General features: G+C 42.7%; 14 protein-coding genes. 9 read left to right on the forward strand and 5 right to left on the reverse strand.

Translation table 11 applies throughout. The annotated features are described in order from the left end of the window. Window positions 1-23: 23 nt before the first annotated feature. The 4 genes from MHB67_RS18595 to MHB67_RS18610 form a co-directional block, all read right to left on the reverse strand. Complete coding sequence (locus MHB67_RS18595) at window positions 24-437, reverse strand: VOC family protein (RefSeq protein WP_024424033.1); 414 nt, start codon at window positions 435-437, stop codon at window positions 24-26. Between the two features lie 129 nt (window positions 438-566). After that, the gene (dnaB, locus tag MHB67_RS18600; RefSeq protein WP_024424034.1) at window positions 567-1,931 is read right to left on the reverse strand and encodes a replicative DNA helicase; all 1,365 of its coding nucleotides are present in this window, start codon (window positions 1,929-1,931) and stop codon (window positions 567-569) included. A 215-nt stretch (window positions 1,932-2,146) separates the two neighbouring features. Further along, on the reverse strand, window positions 2,147-3,103 hold the full coding sequence (locus MHB67_RS18605) for a DUF4885 family protein (RefSeq protein ID WP_103132532.1): 957 nt from the start codon (window positions 3,101-3,103) through the stop codon (window positions 2,147-2,149). Beyond that, window positions 3,100-4,047, reverse strand: a complete 948-nt coding sequence (locus tag MHB67_RS18610; protein WP_103132531.1) for a DUF4885 family protein — start codon at window positions 4,045-4,047, stop codon at window positions 3,100-3,102. The genes MHB67_RS18605 and MHB67_RS18610 overlap by 4 nt, the downstream gene beginning before the upstream one ends. Before the next feature lie 107 nt (window positions 4,048-4,154). On the opposite strand from MHB67_RS18610, the gene MHB67_RS18615 reads away from it, so the two are divergent. After that, window positions 4,155-5,012 (forward strand): hypothetical protein, encoded by an 858-nt coding sequence (locus MHB67_RS18615; RefSeq protein WP_103132530.1) that lies wholly within the window; start codon window positions 4,155-4,157, stop codon window positions 5,010-5,012. Between the two features lie 161 nt (window positions 5,013-5,173). On the opposite strand, the gene MHB67_RS18620 is transcribed toward MHB67_RS18615, so the two are convergent. Then, window positions 5,174-5,392, reverse strand: a complete 219-nt coding sequence (locus MHB67_RS18620; RefSeq protein ID WP_103132529.1) for a hypothetical protein — start codon at window positions 5,390-5,392, stop codon at window positions 5,174-5,176. Between the two features lie 534 nt (window positions 5,393-5,926). Here MHB67_RS18620 and MHB67_RS18625 point away from each other — a divergent pair. The 8 genes from MHB67_RS18625 to MHB67_RS18660 all read left to right on the forward strand — a co-directional run bounded on the left by MHB67_RS18625 (window position 5,927) and on the right by MHB67_RS18660 (window position 20,541). Further along, entirely contained in the window at window positions 5,927-6,811 is an 885-nt protein-coding gene (locus MHB67_RS18625; protein WP_103132528.1) for an alpha/beta hydrolase-fold protein, read from the forward strand. A 4-nt stretch (window positions 6,812-6,815) separates the two neighbouring features. After that, window positions 6,816-7,601, forward strand: coding sequence for a 2,3-dihydro-2,3-dihydroxybenzoate dehydrogenase (locus tag MHB67_RS18630; RefSeq protein WP_103132527.1), 786 nt, complete (start codon window positions 6,816-6,818; stop codon window positions 7,599-7,601). 26 nt (window positions 7,602-7,627) lie between these two features. Beyond that, a complete protein-coding gene (gene dhbC, locus MHB67_RS18635; protein WP_122632121.1) occupies window positions 7,628-8,806 on the forward strand; it encodes an isochorismate synthase DhbC in 1,179 nt (392 codons plus the stop codon). 27 nt (window positions 8,807-8,833) lie between these two features. Continuing rightward, entirely contained in the window at window positions 8,834-10,453 is a 1,620-nt protein-coding gene (locus MHB67_RS18640) for a (2,3-dihydroxybenzoyl)adenylate synthase (RefSeq protein ID WP_122632122.1), read from the forward strand. Window positions 10,454-10,471: 18 nt separating this feature from the next. Continuing rightward, entirely contained in the window at window positions 10,472-11,380 is a 909-nt protein-coding gene (locus MHB67_RS18645; RefSeq protein WP_025093681.1) for an isochorismatase family protein, read from the forward strand. A gap of 15 nt (window positions 11,381-11,395) precedes the next feature. Next, on the forward strand, window positions 11,396-18,544 hold the full coding sequence (locus MHB67_RS18650) for an amino acid adenylation domain-containing protein (protein WP_342492707.1): 7,149 nt from the start codon (window positions 11,396-11,398) through the stop codon (window positions 18,542-18,544). Between the two features lie 20 nt (window positions 18,545-18,564). Beyond that, window positions 18,565-18,792, forward strand: coding sequence for an MbtH family protein (locus MHB67_RS18655; RefSeq protein ID WP_025093680.1), 228 nt, complete (start codon window positions 18,565-18,567; stop codon window positions 18,790-18,792). Between the two features lie 123 nt (window positions 18,793-18,915). Continuing rightward, window positions 18,916-20,541, forward strand: coding sequence for a helix-turn-helix domain-containing protein (locus tag MHB67_RS18660; protein ID WP_342492708.1), 1,626 nt, complete (start codon window positions 18,916-18,918; stop codon window positions 20,539-20,541). Window positions 20,542-20,588 lie beyond the last annotated feature (47 nt).

Consider the following 20,588-nt stretch of genomic DNA (forward strand, 5'->3'; position numbering starts at 1 on the left):
CTCCCAGACGTGGGAGTCTTTTTTTAAACGGGGGTGATTCCATCTGTGTTCATGAGGACAACTCGGTACCCATCTGGATCTTCAATGGTTGCTCCTCCTCGTTCCCAATATGGATTTGTTGAGGTGACTTGCCGTCCGCCAAATGAGAGCAATCTCTTTTTCATTTGCTGAAATTCCTCTGCATCTGGAATATAAAAAACAAGCAGCTGTTCTGGATGCGGGACGGGCAGGCTGTCTTCTTCTTCATGTTTGGTGATTTCTAAATGAACATGCTGGTGAGGCAGCCCGAGCATCACACCATCGTACCCTTCATGCTGATCAAATGAGCCTATTCGTTTGAGCCCTAAGCCTTCTTCATAAAAGGAAACAACCTCTTTCATGTTGACGGTTGGGCGTGCGATACGTAATTGAGCGGCTTCAAACTGTTGAAATTTCATCAGTCTTCACTCCTTTTCTCCTTTTAGTATACGCTCTCTCTTTTTCTCTCTCCTCCTCATTTTGATTGTTTTTTCAATCATTCTTTCGATGTAGATCAATCAAAAAAGCCCAGCTTCTTGAGCTGGGCTTTAAGCACCGGGCGGAACTCCCGCATCATCAAATCTTCTTTCCAGATTGACGAATTTGTTATATTCTTTGACGAACGCCAGTGATACTGTACCAACTGGACCGTTACGCTGTTTGGCAATAATGATTTCGATAATGTTCTTATTCTCTGATTCTTTGTCATAGTAATCATCACGATAAAGGAATGCCACGATATCGGCATCCTGCTCGATACTTCCTGATTCACGAATATCAGACATCATCGGACGTTTGTCCTGACGCTGCTCTACCCCACGGGAAAGCTGAGACAAGGCAATAACCGGAACTTCAAGCTCCCTTGCCAGCGATTTTAATGCCCTAGAGATTTCAGAAACCTCCTGCTGACGGTTATCGCTTGATCGCCCGCTTCCTTGAATGAGCTGCAAGTAGTCAATCAGGATCATGCCAAGACCATTTTCTTGCTTCAATCGGCGGCATTTCGAACGAATTTCACTTACTCTGATTCCAGGTGTATCGTCAATGAAAATTCCGCTGTTTGACAGCGAGCCCATCGCCATTGTCAGCTTGCCCCAGTCTTCTTCTGTCAGATTACCGGTTCTTAGGTTTTGTGCATTGATATTCCCCTCTGCACAAAGCATACGCATAACGAGCTGCTCCGCACCCATCTCTAAACTAAAGATAGCAACACTTTCGTCCGTTTTGGTCGCGACATTTTGGGCAATGTTCAATGCGAAGGCGGTTTTCCCTACTGATGGACGAGCCGCTACAATGATTAAATCATTTCGCTGGAATCCAGCTGTCATCCGGTCAAGCTCAGAGAAACCTGTTGGAATCCCTGTGATATCGCCTTTACGGTTATGAAGCTGTTCAATATTATCGTATGTTTGAACAAGAACGTCCTTAATGTTTTGAAAGGCTCCTGAGTTTTTACGCTGCGCCACTTCCATAATGGTCTTTTCAGCATCGCTCAACAGGTCCTCTACTTCATCCTCACGCGTGTATCCATCTTGTGCAATGGTTGTCGCGGTACGGATCAGACGTCTTAAAATGGATTTTTCTTCTACAATTTTTGCATAGTATTCAATGTTTGCGGCAGTTGGGACAGAATTCGCAATGTCGGTTAAATACGAAATCCCGCCTACCTCTTCTAGTAAATCTGTATTGGCAAGCTCAGATGTCACCGTGACAAGATCGACCGGTTCTCCTCTATCGCCAAGTATAAGCATCGCATTGTAAATCTTTTGATGCGACATTCTATAGAAATCCTCTGGAATTAATACCTCAGAAGCGAGCGTTAGCGCAGATGGTTCTAAAAAAACAGCACCTAATACGGCCTGCTCGGCTTCTATATTTTGCGGCGGCAGCCGGTCATCGAGAAGTTCCGTCATGCCAAGCACCGTCCTTTCATAAAAAAATACGCTACTCATCATTTTAACATTTTCATCAATAAAAAAGTGAAAAACATCGACTATAGTCAAAATTACCATGTTGATATTTTGTACAAACCAGCGCATTTCATATAGAAAAGACTCTGTAACATCAATTGTTATAGAGTCATTTATTAACGGTATCTGGTTTTGTACCTGTTGTCGTCCACGTTTTGTTAATCTATTGTTCTCTTAATCCCATAATTCTCTTTTTGTCCAATGTCTTGTAAAGAGCCATTTTGATAACCAATAGATAGCACCAAATCGGGAATAGAATCAAACCCATTTTTGGCTAGATCAAATAGCTGTGCTCCGTAATGTGAAGCGGCAATGCGCGCATTTTCTGCTGTGTATGGATTTTTCAGGAGTTCTTCTTTGTATAGATCAAAAATATTCGTTCCGTTTTCCGTTACAAATTGACCGTTTACAATGCTTAAATCCTTTAAATTGTAGCCTGTCACCGTTTTGATTTGATTAACAAGATGGAACTTTGCCAGAGAATCCGGTGTGAATTGAGTAGAATCATCATTTCTGCTTTTCATAATATGGAAAAATAGTTCTCTTGTATTGTTGGTTGTATTTAATAAGTCTTCTATTTGTTTCATCAGCGATTCGTCTGTTGATCCACTCACCACTAATTTGAAATTATTTGGATCAATGGTAAAAGTTAAATTTGTGTTTTTAGGAATGGTTATACCGTTTTTAGAGAATAAATCTTGTAATTGTTCGTTGACCTTTTGACGATTGAATATTTTTTTCTCTACGCTTTCTTGGGTTGGATCGTACCGTTTTTCATTACGGAAGATGGCATCATTAAAGTCATATTGTCCACCTTTATTATTCCTTGCCCAACTCATTTCCATAATGTAAGCAGCTTCTCTTTCCGGTTTTGTTAGATCACTTCTGAAATAAGAAGAGTAAGGGTTTCTATACTTATTATATATATGGTCTTGAGGATCATTGAAACGTTTATTTTGTTCATTTATTTTTTCGTATTTTTCATCTAATATTTTCATCCGTCTATCAGATTCGGTCATCACCTCATTTGTACTTTTAATAGCTGGATGGCTATTGAAGTCCGGAAGGTTCTGCTTATTTAGAACAGCTGTCGTGTTCGATGTATTTATCTTCACTTTGATACTCCGTAATTCACCTTTTGTCCAATGTCATATAAGGAGCCGTTTTGATAACCAATAGATAACACCAAGTCTGGAATGGAATCAAACCCGTTTTTCGCTAGGTCAAATAGCTGTGCACCGTAATGTGAAGCGGCGATGCGTGCATTTTCTGCTGTGTATGGATTTTTAAGAAGTTCTTCTTTGTATAGATCAAAAATATTCGTTCCGTTATCCGTTACAAATTGACCATTTACAATGCTTAAATCCTTTAAATTATAGCCTGTCACCGTTTTGATTTGATTGACAAGATGGAACTTTGCTAGAGAATCCGGTGTGAATTGAGTAGAATCATCATTTCTGCTTTTCATGATATGGAAAAATAATTCTCTTGTATTGTTGGTTGTATTTAATAAGTCTTCTATTTGTTTCATCAGCGATTCGTCTGTTGATCCACTCACCACTAATTTGAAATTATTTGGATCAATGGTAAAAGTTAAATTCGTGTTTTTAGGAATGGTTATCCCGTTTTTAGAGAATAAATCTTGTAATTGTTCGTTGACCTTTTGGCGATTGAGTATTTTCTTTTCTACACTTTCTTGGGTAGGGTCATACCGTTTTTCATTACGAAAGGCGGCATCATTAAAGTCATATTGACCTCCTTTTCCAGAATTAGCCCAGCCAATCTCCATCGTATATGCAGCTTCTCTTTCTACTTTAGTTAGATCACTCCTAAAATAAGGCGAGCGTGGATTTCGATACTTATCGTGTATATGACCATGAGGATTTTTGAAACGTTTATTTTGTTCATTTATTTTTTCGTATTTTTCATCTAATATTTTCATCCGTCTATCAGATTCGGTCATCACCTCATTTGTACTTTTAATAGCTGATTGACCTTTATAATCGATTCTGTTCTGATTGTTTGAAACACCTGCCGTGTATGACGTATTAATATTCATTTTGATTCTCCTTTTTAAAAAATAGTGATTATTAAATATATCGGCAATTCAGTTAAAATTTGTTAGTTTTGATCCGATATAGTAATTATTACAAGGAGGGTTAAAATATGACAAATACTATCTTCAAACGTTTTTTATTACCTGCATTGGCATTCGTGCTTGTTACTAGTTTTTTTGCACCTCATTCAGCGGAAGCGGCTATTACGGGGAATAACAGTCCTAACACAGCCAGCTCAATGGGATATTGGAAAAATAGTCGTTCAGATACAACAATCTTACCTGAAGGTGAAAATGAAGCGTATTATCAGTTCACGATCAATAAGGGTGAAAGGGTCTATGTGCGAAGTTCGTATAATAAGCAATATACGGGGATGAAAATCGAGGTGTATAATTCGAAGAGTTCTAAGCCAGGGTCAAGAGTGATTAATCCTGATTCAGTAACACCCTTTATATTTGCAAATACTGGTGACGTTACTTCAACTTCAGAAACTTATTTTGTGAAAGTGACCCGTGGCTCATATACAGGGAATATGTATTTTACTGTCTCCATTCAAGATCGTATCAAATCTGGGAATGGGACATTCAATTTTACCGGGACTGCTACCAACCTGGGGAATTCATCTTTGAATCTAGCAGGTGTTGATTCTTCTGTCATTACAATGGATTTAACAACCAATTCTTCTATTCCTAACAATGCTGTCGTTAAATCGATTTCAACGACTAGTACCCAATCGCCTAACCAAGGAAATGTCACACACAAACTGATGGCTAGTGAAAGTAATATTTGGTACACATCACTTGTTTCATCTGCAACAAGTGGGTCCTATCGTATTTCACTGGAAGATGAATTAAAAGTGGCTCAAAAATGGAGCTTTAAGTACAACGCAAAGGCTACTGCGAGATCTACTATGAGCAATGTCAAAGCCGATATTCGTTACGAATATGATGTCACAGATGGTTTCTAATTGAATGGTGTTTACAGACATGTAAACCGATTGATCAAAAAGTAAGGGGACATCCCTTACTTTTTTCATTTCCGCATTTTTAATGCTATATGATATTTGGCCAACTTTAAAACAGCACTGTGCTTCCATAAGAAATACGCTGCTCATAAAAAGTGAAAATGTTAATGGTCGTTTTGCTTGAGGGCGTGTTGAAAGAGGAGGATGGTGATCATATCGGTGGCTCGCTGGTATAAATCCCATTGTTCATAGGCCGCAAATGTCATCCGTATTTCATGTAATGATTGCTTCATTTCATGATATTCTTCCACTGTAAACGTATTTTTCAGTTTGAGCTGATGTTCAAGCAGTTTTAGCCTTAGCTTTCCTAATGGAGTTTTCATTCTGCCTACATTCCCTTCGATCTTGTCTTCCTTAGAAAATTGTATATGAATTTACGCATGAGATTGAATAAGTTGTGAGATATGCTCTCCAGCTTTTCGAAAAATTCTCCTCTTTTTTCCTAAAAATACAAGGAGGTCTATAGACTTATTTTTCCTCAAAATGATTTCAAGAAGAAAAACCTATATATATTCCTGAATCAAACAGAAGAAAATGGTAAATATCCCGTGACGGTCAAGGTCTTTTGGTATTTCTCCTCTTTTTAAATGACTCAGTCCGGCATTCCCTATTTCCATTCATTTGGTAGTTATTTAGTCCTTTATTTTCCGAAAATTTAGATCAAATTATCAATTACACCACTTAATGAACATTTGACTTCATAATTGATAACCATTATCATTTGATTTGCTTGCGTGATAATTGAGAATCATTTTCATTTGAAGGGACCATTCTTCAATCTCTACACTCATCCTATATCCGCAAGCCTGCTTTTATCAGCATATGAGAGTCAATTTGAGGAAGGGGATATTTTACACATGTCCAAACGCCCTGAAGGAATAGGTACTGAGGATTCTCTTTTCAGTGAAAGCCGTCCTTTTTTTATACCTGGGACGGAGCAGCTGGATATCACAGCACACCCTTACAGACTTTTTATATTTAAACCGAATACAACTCCTCCAGCGGCTGGTTTTCCAGTCATGTACGTGCTTGATGGAAATTCACTTTTTGGCTCAATGGTCGAAGCACTTCGTTTACAGTCAAGAAGGCCTGAAAAAACAGGTGTCGTACCTGCCATCATTGTTGGAATTGGCTATCAGACAGAAGCTCCCTATCATCCGCTCAGGCATTATGATCTCACTCTTACCGGCCCTGACGCTTCCATTGGTGGCAAAAGAAAGGACTTCTCCAACCATACATATGGCGGGGCCTCTGCGTTCTTTTCTTTTTTAGAAAAGATTGTAAAGCCTTATATCGAGCAGCGCTTTCCGATCAACCAGAGTCGTCAAACACTGTTTGGACACTCTCTTGGCGGTCTTTTTGTATTACACACACTATTTGAGCACCCTGATGCTTATCAGACATATATTGCGGGCAGTCCTTCTATCCACTGGAACAAAGAATTATTTCTAGAAAAGGAACACCAATTCACCAGCCATATACGTCAGATGTCTATGAATGTCAGGCTGCTTGTAGGTGTAGGTGAGTTAGAAAAACATCATCCATGTCAAATGAATGATCATGCACATGGACTAGCAAATCGTATGCTGCCTTTATCCGCATATGGCTTGCATACGTCCTATCACGAATTCCCTGATGAAGGACATACGTCCGTTTTACCGGTGCTGATGAATTACGCTTTTCGTTTTGCACTCTATCATGATGATCCTTTCACAACCACAGACATGAAGGAAAGGCAGTGAACACATGAAACACAATGGTCTATCTCAAAAAATTGCCTTGATCACAGGCGCAGGTCAAGGTATTGGACAAGCAGTCGCAAAAAGACTAGCCGAAGAAGGGGCGATTATTGCAGCAGTTGACGCAAATGAAGAGCAGCTGCAAAGCACCGTCCAGCAAATGAAGGATGAAGGCATACGTGCCTTTGCCTATCCAGGTGACATCACCGATCAAGCTTCTGTTCAGCATATTGTCGATCAAATTGAAAAGCAGCTTGGCTCTATTTATTTACTGGTCAATGTAGCAGGCATTCTTCGAATCAGTTCTATTGACAAGCTTAGTGCAGATGACTGGCAACAAACTTTCGCAGTCAACACACATGGTGTCTTTTACGTATCTCAAGCTGTCTCCAAATACATGATGAAAAGATCAGAAGGGGTCATTGTGACTGTCAGCTCTAACGCTGGTGCCATTCCTAGAATGAATATGGCTGCCTATGCCGCTTCAAAAGCAGCAGCTACTTCCTTTACAAAAACACTTGGTTTAGAGCTGGCTGCCTATGGCATTAGATGCAACGTCGTCTCTCCCGGCTCTACCGCAACACCCATGCAATGGGCTTTATGGTCTGATGAACAAGGAGAAAATCAGGTAATTAAAGGCTCATTAGAGACGTATAAAACCGGTATTCCTTTACAAAAAATCGCTGATCCTCAAAACATTGCTGATGCAGTCATTTTCTTTGCATCTGAGCAATCCAGTCATATTACGATGCAGAACCTCACGATTGATGGCGGCGCAACACTCGGAATCTAGCATTTCATTTAAAAGGAGGCCTTTTCATGAAACATTCATTATTGTCGTCAGAAGAAAAAATACAGTTGCTTCAAGACTATCAGCCAGGCGCTTTTTTTCTTGCTTCACCTAAACGCACGATACTTGCCGAAGGGATTTTCCAGCATATTGAAACCAATCAGCTAAATGAACTATCCACAAGGGTAGCGCATGTATTTGACGATGCCAAACAAGCTGGTATCCAAACACCGATTGTGGCAGGTGCTGTCCCGTTTGATCCGGCGCAGCCCGTTCGTTTAAATGTACCAGTCCATGTACAGTTTAGTGATCCACTCGAATTTCAACAAGGTGATGAGGAGTCAGAAGCGGCATTGCCATCCTATGAGGTGACACCTGTCCCCGCTCCAGAGGTCTACATGAATGGTGTGAACGAAGGATTAGCTAAAATTGAGAACGGAGAGCTTAGCAAAATCGTACTCTCTCGATCTCTCCATCTCAAAGCAAATCGAGATATTCATACGAAAACAATACTCGAACGACTGGCTCGTCATAATACAACTGGCTATACGTTTGCTGCAAATGTAGCTGACCCGGCATCTTCCCAAAAGCGCACACTTCTTGGGGCAAGCCCTGAACTGCTTCTTTCAAAAACTGGTTCATCTGTGATTTCCAATCCACTCGCTGGTTCTCGGCCGCGCAGTTCAGATCCAGTAGAAGACCAGCGCCGCCGAGATGAACTCCTCACCTCAGCGAAGGATTTACACGAGCACGCAGTGGTTGTTGAAGCTGTCACTAAAGCGCTTACTCCATACTGTCATACACTAGATGTGCCTGCATCACCATCCGTCATTCAAACAGAAACGATGTGGCATTTATCTACTGTGGTCAAAGGTGACTTAATAGATTCCAGTGTGTCCTCAATTGATTTGGCACTTAGCCTTCATCCAACACCCGCAGTATGCGGCACACCTACAGCAGATGCACGTGAAGCCATTCAAGCGATTGAACCCTTCGATCGAGGATTTTTCACAGGAATGATCGGTTGGGCAGATACAAATGGTGATGGGGATTGGATTGTCACCATTCGTTGTGCAGAAGCTGAGGGTCACTCTCTCCGTCTCTTTGCTGGTGCAGGAGTGGTCAAAGGATCAAAAGCAGAAGAAGAGCTAGCTGAAACATCTGCAAAATTCAACACGATGCTTCACGCGATGGGCATCCATCAGTGATAAAAATAAATAGGAGATGACAAAAACATGTTTGTTCAACCACCTACATGGCCAGAAGAATTTGCAAAACGCTACCGTGAAAACGGCTGTTGGCGTGGGGAAACCTTTGGCGGTATGCTTCGTGAACGCGCCGCATCGTTAGGAAATAAAACAGCCATTACATACGCTGATACGCACATGAGCTACCAAGAACTTGATCAGCGCGTCAGCAGTCTTGCTGCCGGTTTTCATCAGCTTGGAATTCAGAAAGGAAGTCGAGTTGTCGTGCAGCTTCCTAACATTCCTGCTTTTTTTGAAGTCATTTTCGCTTTATTTCGAATCGGTGCTTTACCCGTCTTCTCTCTGCCATCTCATAGAAGCAGCGAAATCACTTATTTTATTGAGTTTGCCGAAGCAGATGCATATGTCATACCAGATATTGATGGCGGTTTTGATTATCGATCACTCGCACGTCAAGTGAAAGAAAAGCTTCCCTCATTACCTCATGTCATTGTTGCAGGGGAAGCTGAGGAATTCCTTGGCTTAGATGAACTTCGCAAGGACCCAGCACTTGATCCTCAAATTCATGTAGAGGCAAGCGATATTGCATTTCTTCAGTTATCTGGAGGCAGCACAGGCCTTTCAAAGCTCATTCCTCGTACACATGATGACTATATTTATAGTCTTTGGAAAAGCAATGAGGTGTGCGAGCTCACACAAGAAAGTGTGTATCTAGCCACACTTCCAGTCGCGCACAACTACCCATTAAGCTCGCCTGGAGTCCTTGGAACGTTATACGCAGGCGGAAGAGTCGTTCTTGCACCTGGATCAAGCCCTGATGTCGTCTTTCCACTCATTGAAAAAGAACGGGCGACCATTACCGCTGTCGTTCCACCAATCGCATTGATTTGGCTAGAGGCCGCTCCTCATCGATCAGATGACTTATCGAGTCTTGAAGTCTTACAAGTCGGTGGTGCTAAATTCAGTGCTGAGGCAGCAAAACGAGTGATGCCTGCCCTTGGATGTAAGTTACAGCAAGTTTTTGGCATGGCAGAAGGTCTGGTCAACTATACCAGATTAGATGATCCTGAACATATCATAATTCATACACAAGGACGCCCGATGTCTGAATATGATGAGGTACTAGTGGTAGATGATGAGGACAAGCCAGTCCCGCATGAAGTGGCTGGACATCTTTTAACAAGAGGGCCTTATACGATTCGCGGCTACTATAAAGCCGATGAACAAAACAAAAAAGCATTTACACCCGATGGTTTTTACAGAACAGGTGACATCGTGCGATTAACCAAAGAAGGAAATGTTGTTGTAGAAGGCAGAGACAAGGATCAAATCAATCGTGGCGGCGAAAAGGTCGCCGCAGAAGAAGTTGAAAACCATTTACTTGCGCATCCTGACATTCATGATGCCGCCATGGTGTCTATGCCAGATCCATTTCTTGGCGAACGCTCATGTGCCTTTGTTATTGCGAAAGGAAACAACAAACCAGCACCGCACATCTTAAAATCATTTCTAAGAGAACGCGGGCTCGCAGCCTATAAAATTCCTGACCGCATTGAATGGATCGATGCGTTCCCACAAACAGGTGTAGGCAAAGTCAGTAAAAAAGCATTAAGAGAATTAGCTGCAACCCATACTGCTAACGTATAAAAATAAGGAGTGAAAATCATGGCAATCCCTACTATTCCTGCATATCCAATGCCAAGCACACAAGATTTACCCGAAAATAAAGTGAACTGGATACCTGATCCGAAACGTGCTGTTCTGCTGATACATGACATGCAGCAATATTTTTTAAATGCATTTCAACAAGATACATCACCGATCACAGAGTTAGTTCAGCATATTGAACAATTACGTGACACATGCAATGAACTTGGAATTCCAGTCGTCTATACAGCTCAGCCTGGTGACCAAGACCCGAAGGATCGTGCCCTATTAACAGATTTTTGGGGACCTGGACTTGGTGATGATGAAGCATTGACAAAAATCATTGATCAGCTTGCTCCATCTGAAGCAGATACAATGCTGACAAAATGGCGTTATAGCGCATTCAAAAAATCTAATTTTTTGGATATCCTTCAAGAAGGCGGGCGTGATCAACTAATCATTACTGGCGTATATGCACATATTGGCTGTATGCTGACAGCCGCAGAAGCATTCATGCTCGATATTGAAACTTTTTTTGTCGCCGATGCCGTCGCTGACTTTTCACTGAAACATCACAAAATGGCGATGACCTATGCAGCTGAACGCTGTGCAGTCACCACAACGACAAACCAAATCATCAGTCGTTTAACAGGACAAGAAGCAAACAGTGATGATTTATCCTTTGAGGCCATCGTTCACCAAGTAGCTGAGTATCTCCAAATCGAGCCAAATGAAATACCACTTGATGAGAATCTCGTCTACCTTGGGCTTGATTCTATTAGAATGATGAGCCTAGCGGAAAAGTGGAGGCAGCAAGGAGCGGCAGTTAATTTCGTTGAGCTTGCCGCAAATCCAACGCTCGCTCATTGGCGGACTCTTCTTTTCCCAGAAAAACAGCCATCTATCCCAAATATCGATTACTTGTAAAGGAGGTATAGACCCTTGTCGATCCAGTCAGTCGATTCATTCCCACTAACCGGTGCCCAATCAGGCATTTGGTACGCGCAGCAGCTTGATCCAGCTAATCCTATTTTCAATACAGCAGAGTATATAGATATTAAAGGTCCTATTGATCCCATACATTTTGAAGCCGCCATTAGAAAGACTGTCTTAGAAGCAGATTCCTTGTATATGCGCTTCATTGAAGATAATGACGGTCCAAAGCAATGGATGACATCTAAGAAAGAAATTCCATTCCAATTGATTCATTTACAAAATGAAAAACAGCCGCTTGATGCGGCTAAAGCATGGATGAAGGCAGATCTTTCAACACCAGTCTCTTTAGAGAAAGATGTATTATTCCGTGAAGTACTTTTTCAGCTTGCTGACGACCGATTTATCTGGTATCAGCGCATTCATCACATTGCCATTGATGGATTCGCCTTTTCGCTCATTGCACGTCGTGTTGCTGAGGTCTATTCAGCCTTATCGCAAGGGACACCTGTGCCTCCTCAAACATTTGGAGCCTTACATGACGTAGTTCAAGAGGAGTCCACTTATCGACAATCCAATCGATATGAAGCTGATCGAACGTTTTGGAAAAATCGCTTTGCTGATCAACCTGAAATTGTCAGCCTTGCTGAGCTTGCCCCAAGAACGTCGGATCATTTTATTCGAAAAACGGCTGGCTTCGATGCCGAAAAGGTAAGCAAAATGAAAAAAAATGCTCAAGCCTTCGGTGGTACGTGGCATGAAATGATCCTTGCAGCATCCGCATTATATATGCATCGTATGACTGGTGCACATGATATTGTTTTAGGGCTTCCTGTGATGATGCGCCTTGGATCGTGCGCCTTACAAACACCCGGAATGGTCATGAACCTGGTACCATTTCGTTTAACATGCAAACCAGAAATGACACTCTCAGCACTTGTTCGCCAAGTATCTGAGGAACTAAAAGCCATTCGCCCTCATCAAAGATATCGTCATGAGGACATGCGGAGAGACTTTAAACTTATCGGAAGAAATCAGCGATTATTTGGCCCACAGATCAATATCATGCCATTTGATTATGATCTCATGTTCGATCAGAGCATTGGTCAAGCACATAACCTTTCAGCAGGACCCGTGGATGATATATCGATTAACATATACGACCGCGCGGATGGGAACGGATTTCAAATCGACTTTGATGCAAACCCTGCCGTTTACAAAGAGCAAGCAGTTGACGCTCATCAGCAGCGTTTTCTGCAATTGCTGGAGGAAATAACCGGACTAGAGCAAGATCAGACAATCAGTCAATTCAACCTTCTTTTGTCTAAAGAAAAAGAGAACATTCTCAAGCACTGGAATGATACAAAACGAGAATTACCAAAGGAATCTTTACGGGAACTATTTGAAAAACAAGTGAGCAAGACACCACAAGCAAAAGCATTACAGTTTGAAGGAATTACTTTGACCTATGAAGAGTTGAATCAGCGGGCTAATCAATTAGCTCATTATTTGAAAAAACACGGCATTGGACCAGAACAATTTGTCGCAATTGCTCTGCCTCGATCCATCGATATGGTCGTAAGTCTATTAGCCGTCGGCAAAACGGGAGCCGCATATCTGCCACTAGATCCTGATTATCCTAACGATCGTGTCGCCTATATGCTAGATGATGCCAAACCGGCGTGCTTGCTCACAATTAAAGAGACAGCAGACGGTTTGGACCATCCGCACATCGTTCAACTGGATGATGCAACTGTCCATCAGGAGATAGCAGGCAGTCCAAATCTCAATCCGACTTGGAGCGATGGCTCTCCACATCACCCCGCCTACATCCTGTACACATCAGGATCGACAGGCAAACCAAAGGGTGTTGTTGTAACAAAACGAAATGTGATCAACTTTATATTGTCCATGCAAGATTCATTTTTATTAGATCAAGAAGACCAGCTTTTAGCGGTAACGACTATTGCCTTTGATATTTCCGGGCTGGAAATGTTCCTCCCGCTTTTACATGGGGCTGCTATTTTATTGGCAAAAAAAGAAACCATACAAGAACCAGCAAAGCTTTCAGACATGATTCGTTCTCATCATGTCACCATCATGCAGGCAACGCCAACGTTGTGGCATGCATTGGCAGATGAGTACCCTGACGTGATAACAGGTATGCGTGTTCTTGTTGGAGGAGAAGCACTCCCTGCTTCCCTTTTGCACACATTGCAATCTCTTCAATGCGACATTACTAATTTGTACGGGCCTACAGAAACGACGATCTGGTCTACGATGGAAAATGTCACAGCACACCGGGAGAATAGCGGGCCGGCAATCGGTAAACCCATTTGGAATACGAGCATTTACATTTTAGATGAAGGACTAAACCCAGTCCCAGCAGGATCAATTGGTGAACTTTATATTGCAGGTGAAGGAGTATCCAGAGGATATCTTGGACGATATGATTTAACGGCTGAACGTTTTGTCGCTGATCCATTCAGCACAAAAGGCACGAGAATGTATCGTACCGGTGATTTAGCCAGATGGCGTGAAGATGGTTCGATTGATTATATCAGCCGTGCCGATCATCAAATTAAAATACGCGGCTTCCGTATTGAACTAGGTGAAATCGAAACCGTAATGATGCAGCATCAAGCCATAAAGCATACATCTGTTATCGTTCGTGAGGATCAACCTGGGCAGCAGCTTCTTTGTGCGTATGTTGTGCTGACAGATGGCTCTTCTCTGCACCCTTCAGAGCTCAGGCAGTTTGCGGCTTCATTACTTCCTGACTACATGGTGCCCTCTGCTGTTGTCGTGTTGCCAGAACTTCCACTTACACCAAACGGCAAAATCGACCGCAAAGCATTACCAGCACCAAATATGTCTTTAGTCAGTTCTGAGCGTACACCTAGAACACCACAAGAAGACATGTTATGTAGTTTATTTGCAGAAACCCTTGGCCTATCTCAAATTGGCATAGATGATAGTTTCTTTGACTTAGGAGGACATTCCTTACTCGCCGCTCGCCTGCTTAGACGTATACGCGATACACTTGGTGCGGACCTAAACATGAGCACCATTTTTGAATCTCCTCGGGTTGCTGAGCTTGCGCAGCACATTGACAAAGCGAAGGACATTCGGCCGCCGCTTCAGGTTGAAGACAAACCAGATGAAATTCCATTATCCTTTGCCCAAAAACGGCTCTGGTTCCTTCATTGCCTTGAAGGGCCAAGTCCAACTTACAATATTCCACTTGTCATTCAGCTGACAGGTACACTAGATCAAACAGCTCTCATTGGTGCTTTGGCAGATATCACTGAAAAACACGAAACCCTTAGAACCATTTTTCCAAATAAGAACGGCATGCCAAGACAGGTCATTTTACATCCGAAAAGTGTTCAGCCTGAACTCCATGTCACAGCTTCAAGCGATCAAAAAATTGAGAATCAGTTAAACGAAGCCATTCGGTATAGCTTTCAGATTGAAGAAGAACCTGCACTTCGAGCTGAATTATTCACGCTTGATGCAAACCGATCCGTACTGCTTCTATTGCTGCATCACATCGCTGGTGACGGCTGGTCACTTGCACCATTGACACGAGACTTAGCTGCTGCTTACGAAGCCCGTATACAAGGAAAATCCATCTCCTTGCCAGCAGAACCTGTTCAATATGCTGACTATGCTATTTGGCAGCAGAAGCTGTTGGGCAGTGAAGAAGAGACGGATAGTCTATTTGCCAAGCAGCTCAGCTATTGGAAAGGTGCCTTACAAGACCTGCCCGAAGAACTTGAGCTTCCCTATGACTTCCCGCGTCCACAGGAAGGAAGCTTCAACGGTGCGACGATAGACTTTACGATTGAACCCGCTTTACATCAGAACCTCCTTGAGCTTGCAAAGCAGCATCAGGTGAGTTTGTTCATGGTGCTTCAAGCATCACTTGCAGCATTACTGACACGCCTTGGGGCCGGTTCAGATATCCCAATCGGCAGTCCGATTGCTGGACGGAATGACGATGCACTTGACGACATTGTCGGCTTGTTTGTGAACACACTAGTTTTACGTACAAATACAGCTGGTAATCCAACCTTTAGTGAGCTATTGAAGCGAGTGCGAGACGTTGACTTAGCAGCGTATGAGCATCAGGATCTGCCATTTGAACGGCTAGTCGAAATCCTAAACCCAACCCGGTCCAGATCAAGAAATCCATTGTTCCAGGTCATGCTAGCCTTCCAAAATACACCGAAGGCGGAAATGAAACTGACACAGCTTGATTCAGACCTCTACGTGAAACCAGTAGGGTCAGCTAAATTTGATCTGACCATCGAATTAACAGAACAAAGAACGGAAACTGGGTCAGCAGCAGGTTTAACAGGATTGTTTGAATTCAGTACAGATGTATTTAAACAAAGCACCATTCGAGCAATTGCTGACAGAATGAAGCGCTTTTTAACTGAAGTGACTGAGCGCCCACATGTGCCGATTGGTCAAGTGAACATTTTATCAGATAAAGAGCAGCAAACATTTCTCCCTGATAAAAAGACATTCGCTCAGTTAGATCAAGCACATAGTCTCCCGGCCTTATTTGAAAAAACGTCGCAGCAATACCCTGATCGAGTGGCTGTAACGTATGGCAATAGGCAGCTGACCTATGGTGAGTTAAACAACAAAGCCAATCGTCTTGCTCATTTATTAATACTAAGAGGCGTTGGACCAGAACAGTTCGTTGCACTTGCCCTGCCTAGATCAATCGATATGCTCGTAAGCTTATTAGCCGTTCATAAAGCAGGCGCAGCCTATGTTCCGCTTGATCCAGATTACCCAGCAGACAGACTGGCATACATGATACAAGATGCCAAACCCGTTTGCAGCATCACAACAAAAGCAGATGCAGTGCATCTTCCAGCTGATTGCGATTTGATTTTGTTAGACGAAAAAGAAACGAGCGATCAATTGCTGACAATGCCAACTCACAATCCGGCTGATATAGACAGAATTGAGCCGCTATCTTCTCTGCATCCGGCCTATATTATTTATACATCCGGTTCTACAGGCAAACCAAAAGGAGTGGTCATCCCACACCAAAATGTCATCCGTCTTCTGACATCTACTGAACATTGGTTCCAATTTGATGAAGAAGATGTTTGGACAATGTTCCATTCATATGCCTTTGACTTTTCAGTATGGGAAATATGGGGACCACTTTTATATGGCGGCCGGCTTGTCATTGTACCTCATACCATCTCTCGCTCTCCAGAAGAGATGCTGCAGCTTCTAGTCGAGGAAGGTGTGACTGTGCTTAATCAAACACCTTCTGCCTTCTATCAGCTCATGCAGATAGACAAGGAACAACAAACACTAGGCCAAGCATTATCACTCCGCTATGTCATCTTTGGCGGTGAAGCATTAGAGCTTAGCAGATTAGAAGATTGGTACAGCCGTCACTCAGACTGTAAGCCAAAGCTCATTAACATGTACGGCATTACAGAAACCACCGTACACGTTACGTACAATGAACTCAATCGAGATATGATCACAAAGAACTCCAGCAGTTTAATAGGCGAACCGATTCCTGATTTACATGTGTACGTACTAGATGAATACTTGCAGCCTGTTCCCCCTGGGACGACAGGTGAAATGTATGTAGCTGGATCTGGCCTTGCAAGAGGTTATCTAGGCAGACCTGACCTGACATCAGATCGATTCCCTGCCGATCCTTATGGCGCACCTGGCACAAGGATGTATCGCACAGGCGACCTTGCGCGCTGGACAGAAGAAGGGGCTCTTGATTACATTGGGAGAGCTGATCATCAAATTAAAATACGCGGCTTCCGCATTGAACTTGGAGAAATCGAAGCCGTTCTGGCACGCCACGATGCAGTTGCACAAGTTGCCGTCATGATGCGAGAGGATCAGCCTGGCGACAAACGCCTAGTCGCCTATATCGTCCCAACTGAAGAAAACCGTTTCGATACAGAGACCCTTCGTCATTTTGCAGCAGCCAGTCTTCCTGATTACATGGTGCCCGCGGCATATGTACAGATTGACGCCATGCCGCTTACAGCAAACGGGAAGCTTGATCAAAAATCACTGCCAGCCCCTCAATTGCATTTACAGCAAACGGATGGCCGCGGCCCAAGAAACCCGAAAGAGGAAATCCTATGTCATCTCTTTGAAGAGGTGCTTGATTTGCCTAAAATCAGCATAGACGATCGCTTTTTTGACATTGGCGGGCATTCACTGATTGCAGTTCGTTTAATCAGCCGCATTCGTGATGCACTTGGTGTCAAACTAAGCATTGGAACATTGTTTGAAGCACCAAATGTGGCAAGTTTGGCAGAGAAACTAGAAGCAGGAAGCGATGAAAACGCACTAGACATCTTGCTCCCGCTGCGAACAAATGGAGAAAGATATCCTCTTTTCTGTGTTCACCCAGCAGGTGGTCTGAGCTGGTGCTATGCAGGTCTCTTGAATACATTAGAGAAAGACATCCCTATTTATGGATTACAGGCACGAGGAATCGCAAGAAAAGATGACTACCCGCACACACTAGATGATATGGCTGCGGATTACATCAAGCACATCCAAACGATTCAGCCAAAAGGCCCTTATCATCTTCTTGGCTGGTCATTAGGTGGAAACGTTGTACAGGCAATGGCTACACAGCTCCAGCAGCAAGGTGAAGAAATCGCACTCGTTGCGATGCTGGATGCCTATCCAAACCATTTCTTACCGATTAAAGCAGCACCTGATGAAGAAGAAGCACTAATTGCTCTTCTTGCGCTCGGCGGTTATGATCCAGATACCTTAACAGGTGAACCGCTCACGATGAAAAGTGCCGTCGACATTTTGAAAAAAGATGGCAGTGCACTAGCAAGCTTAAGTGAAGATGCCATTAGAAATCTAAAAGAAACCTATGTGAATTCAGTTCGATTGCTCGGAGAATATCAGCCAAAAACTTATCAGGGGGACATATTATTCTTTAGATCTACCATAATCCCAGATTGGTTTACACCAATTGATCCCGAAGCATGGGCACCTTATATCAATGGAACAATTGAACAGCACGACATTCATTGCCGGCACAAAGACATGTGCCAGCCTAAACCCCTAGCAGAAATTGGTGTCATCTTAGACAACGCACTGCATCGGGTCAAACAAAAGCACTAAGAATAAAGGAGAGATGACAAATGACAAATCCCTTTGATCGTGAAGACGGTGTATTTCTTGTGCTGGTCAATGAACAAGGACAGCATTCACTTTGGCCATCATTTGCACCAGTGCCAGATGGATGGGAAAAGGTCTTTGGTGAAGACACTAGAAATGCCTGCATCGATTATATCCAGACACACTGGCAGGACTTGCGGCCATTAAGTTTAACAAAAGAACCAGCGCTAGCTCATGGAAAAACGGAATAAATCATCGCACCCTGATCTCCATCAGGGTGCTTTTTTGACAGAATAAACATCACCATCTTTCAGCTCTTTCTGCTACAATTTAATTGAGAATACTTATCAATCAATAAGAGATCAGGTGGTTTTATGGGAAACAACAATCAATTACGTACATTGGCAAATGCCGAACAATTCATCTATCGATTAACATATACTGAAAAAATAAATAATGCAGAGCTTCCACATACAGAGCAGCAGCTATCAGATACATTCTGCCTCCTCTTCAGCATAAGCGGCAGCGGTTTACTCACATTGAACGATCAAAAATGGCGATTGAAACATCTGACACTCTATACGATCATGCCTGGGGAAACATTTATGTTGAAAACAGAGACTTATCAAAAACACGAGCTCTATCTGTTTCGCTTTCAGCTCTACACGCTGCAAGATCAAAACATAGGAGAAGTATCAACGGAACATGCCCGTTCTTTACTGAATAAATGGCAATTTATCGATATTAGTTCGATTGAACACATTCATTCTTTACTGTCCGATATGACAGAGGAATGGCAAAGACCTGAACCCATTAGCTTTTTTAGAAGCCAAACTCTTTTTCAGCAGCTCATTATGCAGCTTTTCACACTGCATAAAGAAGATATTTGTGACACGGCACATGCCCTTTTCAAAACAAAACAATATATCGATCAACATTCCGAAGAACCTCTCAGCCTGACAAGTCTATCTCATATGGCTGGCATCAGCTCTAATCATTACAGTGAGCTATTTAAAAAGCATTTTGATGTGAGTGTCACTGATTATATCACCAAGAAAAGGATGGCTAGAGCCAAACAATTAATGGCAAAAGGCAACGCAAAGCTCAAAGACATTGCACTTGAAATCGGCTATCAAGATCCGTATTACTTCAGCCGCATCTTTAAGAAAAAAACGGGCATGACCCCTTCTACTTATATGAAAAGCCGGCAGCGGAAAATTGCAGCCTATGGCCATTCCATACTCGGCCAGCTCACACCCATTCATATCATCCCATATGCTGCTCCCCTTCACCCAAAATGGACAGCACATGATTTTGAGCATTATGCAGAAGAAATTCCGATTCACCTGAGTGCACATCGGATCAACGAGCACGCTAATGCCAATTTACAGCTATTAAAGGAAACAAAACCTGAGCTGATCATTGCCAATGATCATGTGACAGAGGATGAAAAACAAGTGTTAAAAACCATCTGTCCTGTTCACTTTGTTCCATTCACACAATTGGATTGGCGCACTCAATTTAGACAAACAGCTACGTTCCTAAACGAAGCGAACGAAGCAGAAGAATGGTTGATTCATTACGAGGAACTCGTCATTCAAGCGAAAAAGGCATGCCTTTTTGATCATCCACCAAAAACCGTCCTGCCTCTTCGTATCTTTCAAGATCAGCTCTATTTGTCTGTGAATCGCACCATGTCAGAAGTAATTTTTCAAGACATTGGCATTCTGCCAGCTTTTCAGAATGATGGTCAGCTAATAGAAAAGAAAATCAGCATTCGCTCTATACAACAGCTAGATCCAGACGCCATCTTCCTCTTCCTGCATAAGGAGCCAAAAACCATTGCTTTTTATCAAAAGTTAAAGCAGCAGGAGTCTTGGCAAAATCTCAAGGCTGTGACGCAGCAAGCCGTCTATCCGCTCACTTCTGACCCTTGGCGTGAATACACAGCAGCCAGTCATCAACGAGTCATTCAGGACCTTTTATCTTTTTTTCCGTAAAAAGTCCATCCTTTGACAGAGATTTGTCTATGGATAAAAGGACGAAA

Origin of the sequence: Bacillus sp. FSL H8-0516 (assembly GCF_038635285.1) — a bacterium.
In the GTDB taxonomy this organism is placed as follows: Bacteria; Bacillota; Bacilli; order Bacillales; family Bacillaceae; genus Bacillus; species Bacillus safensis.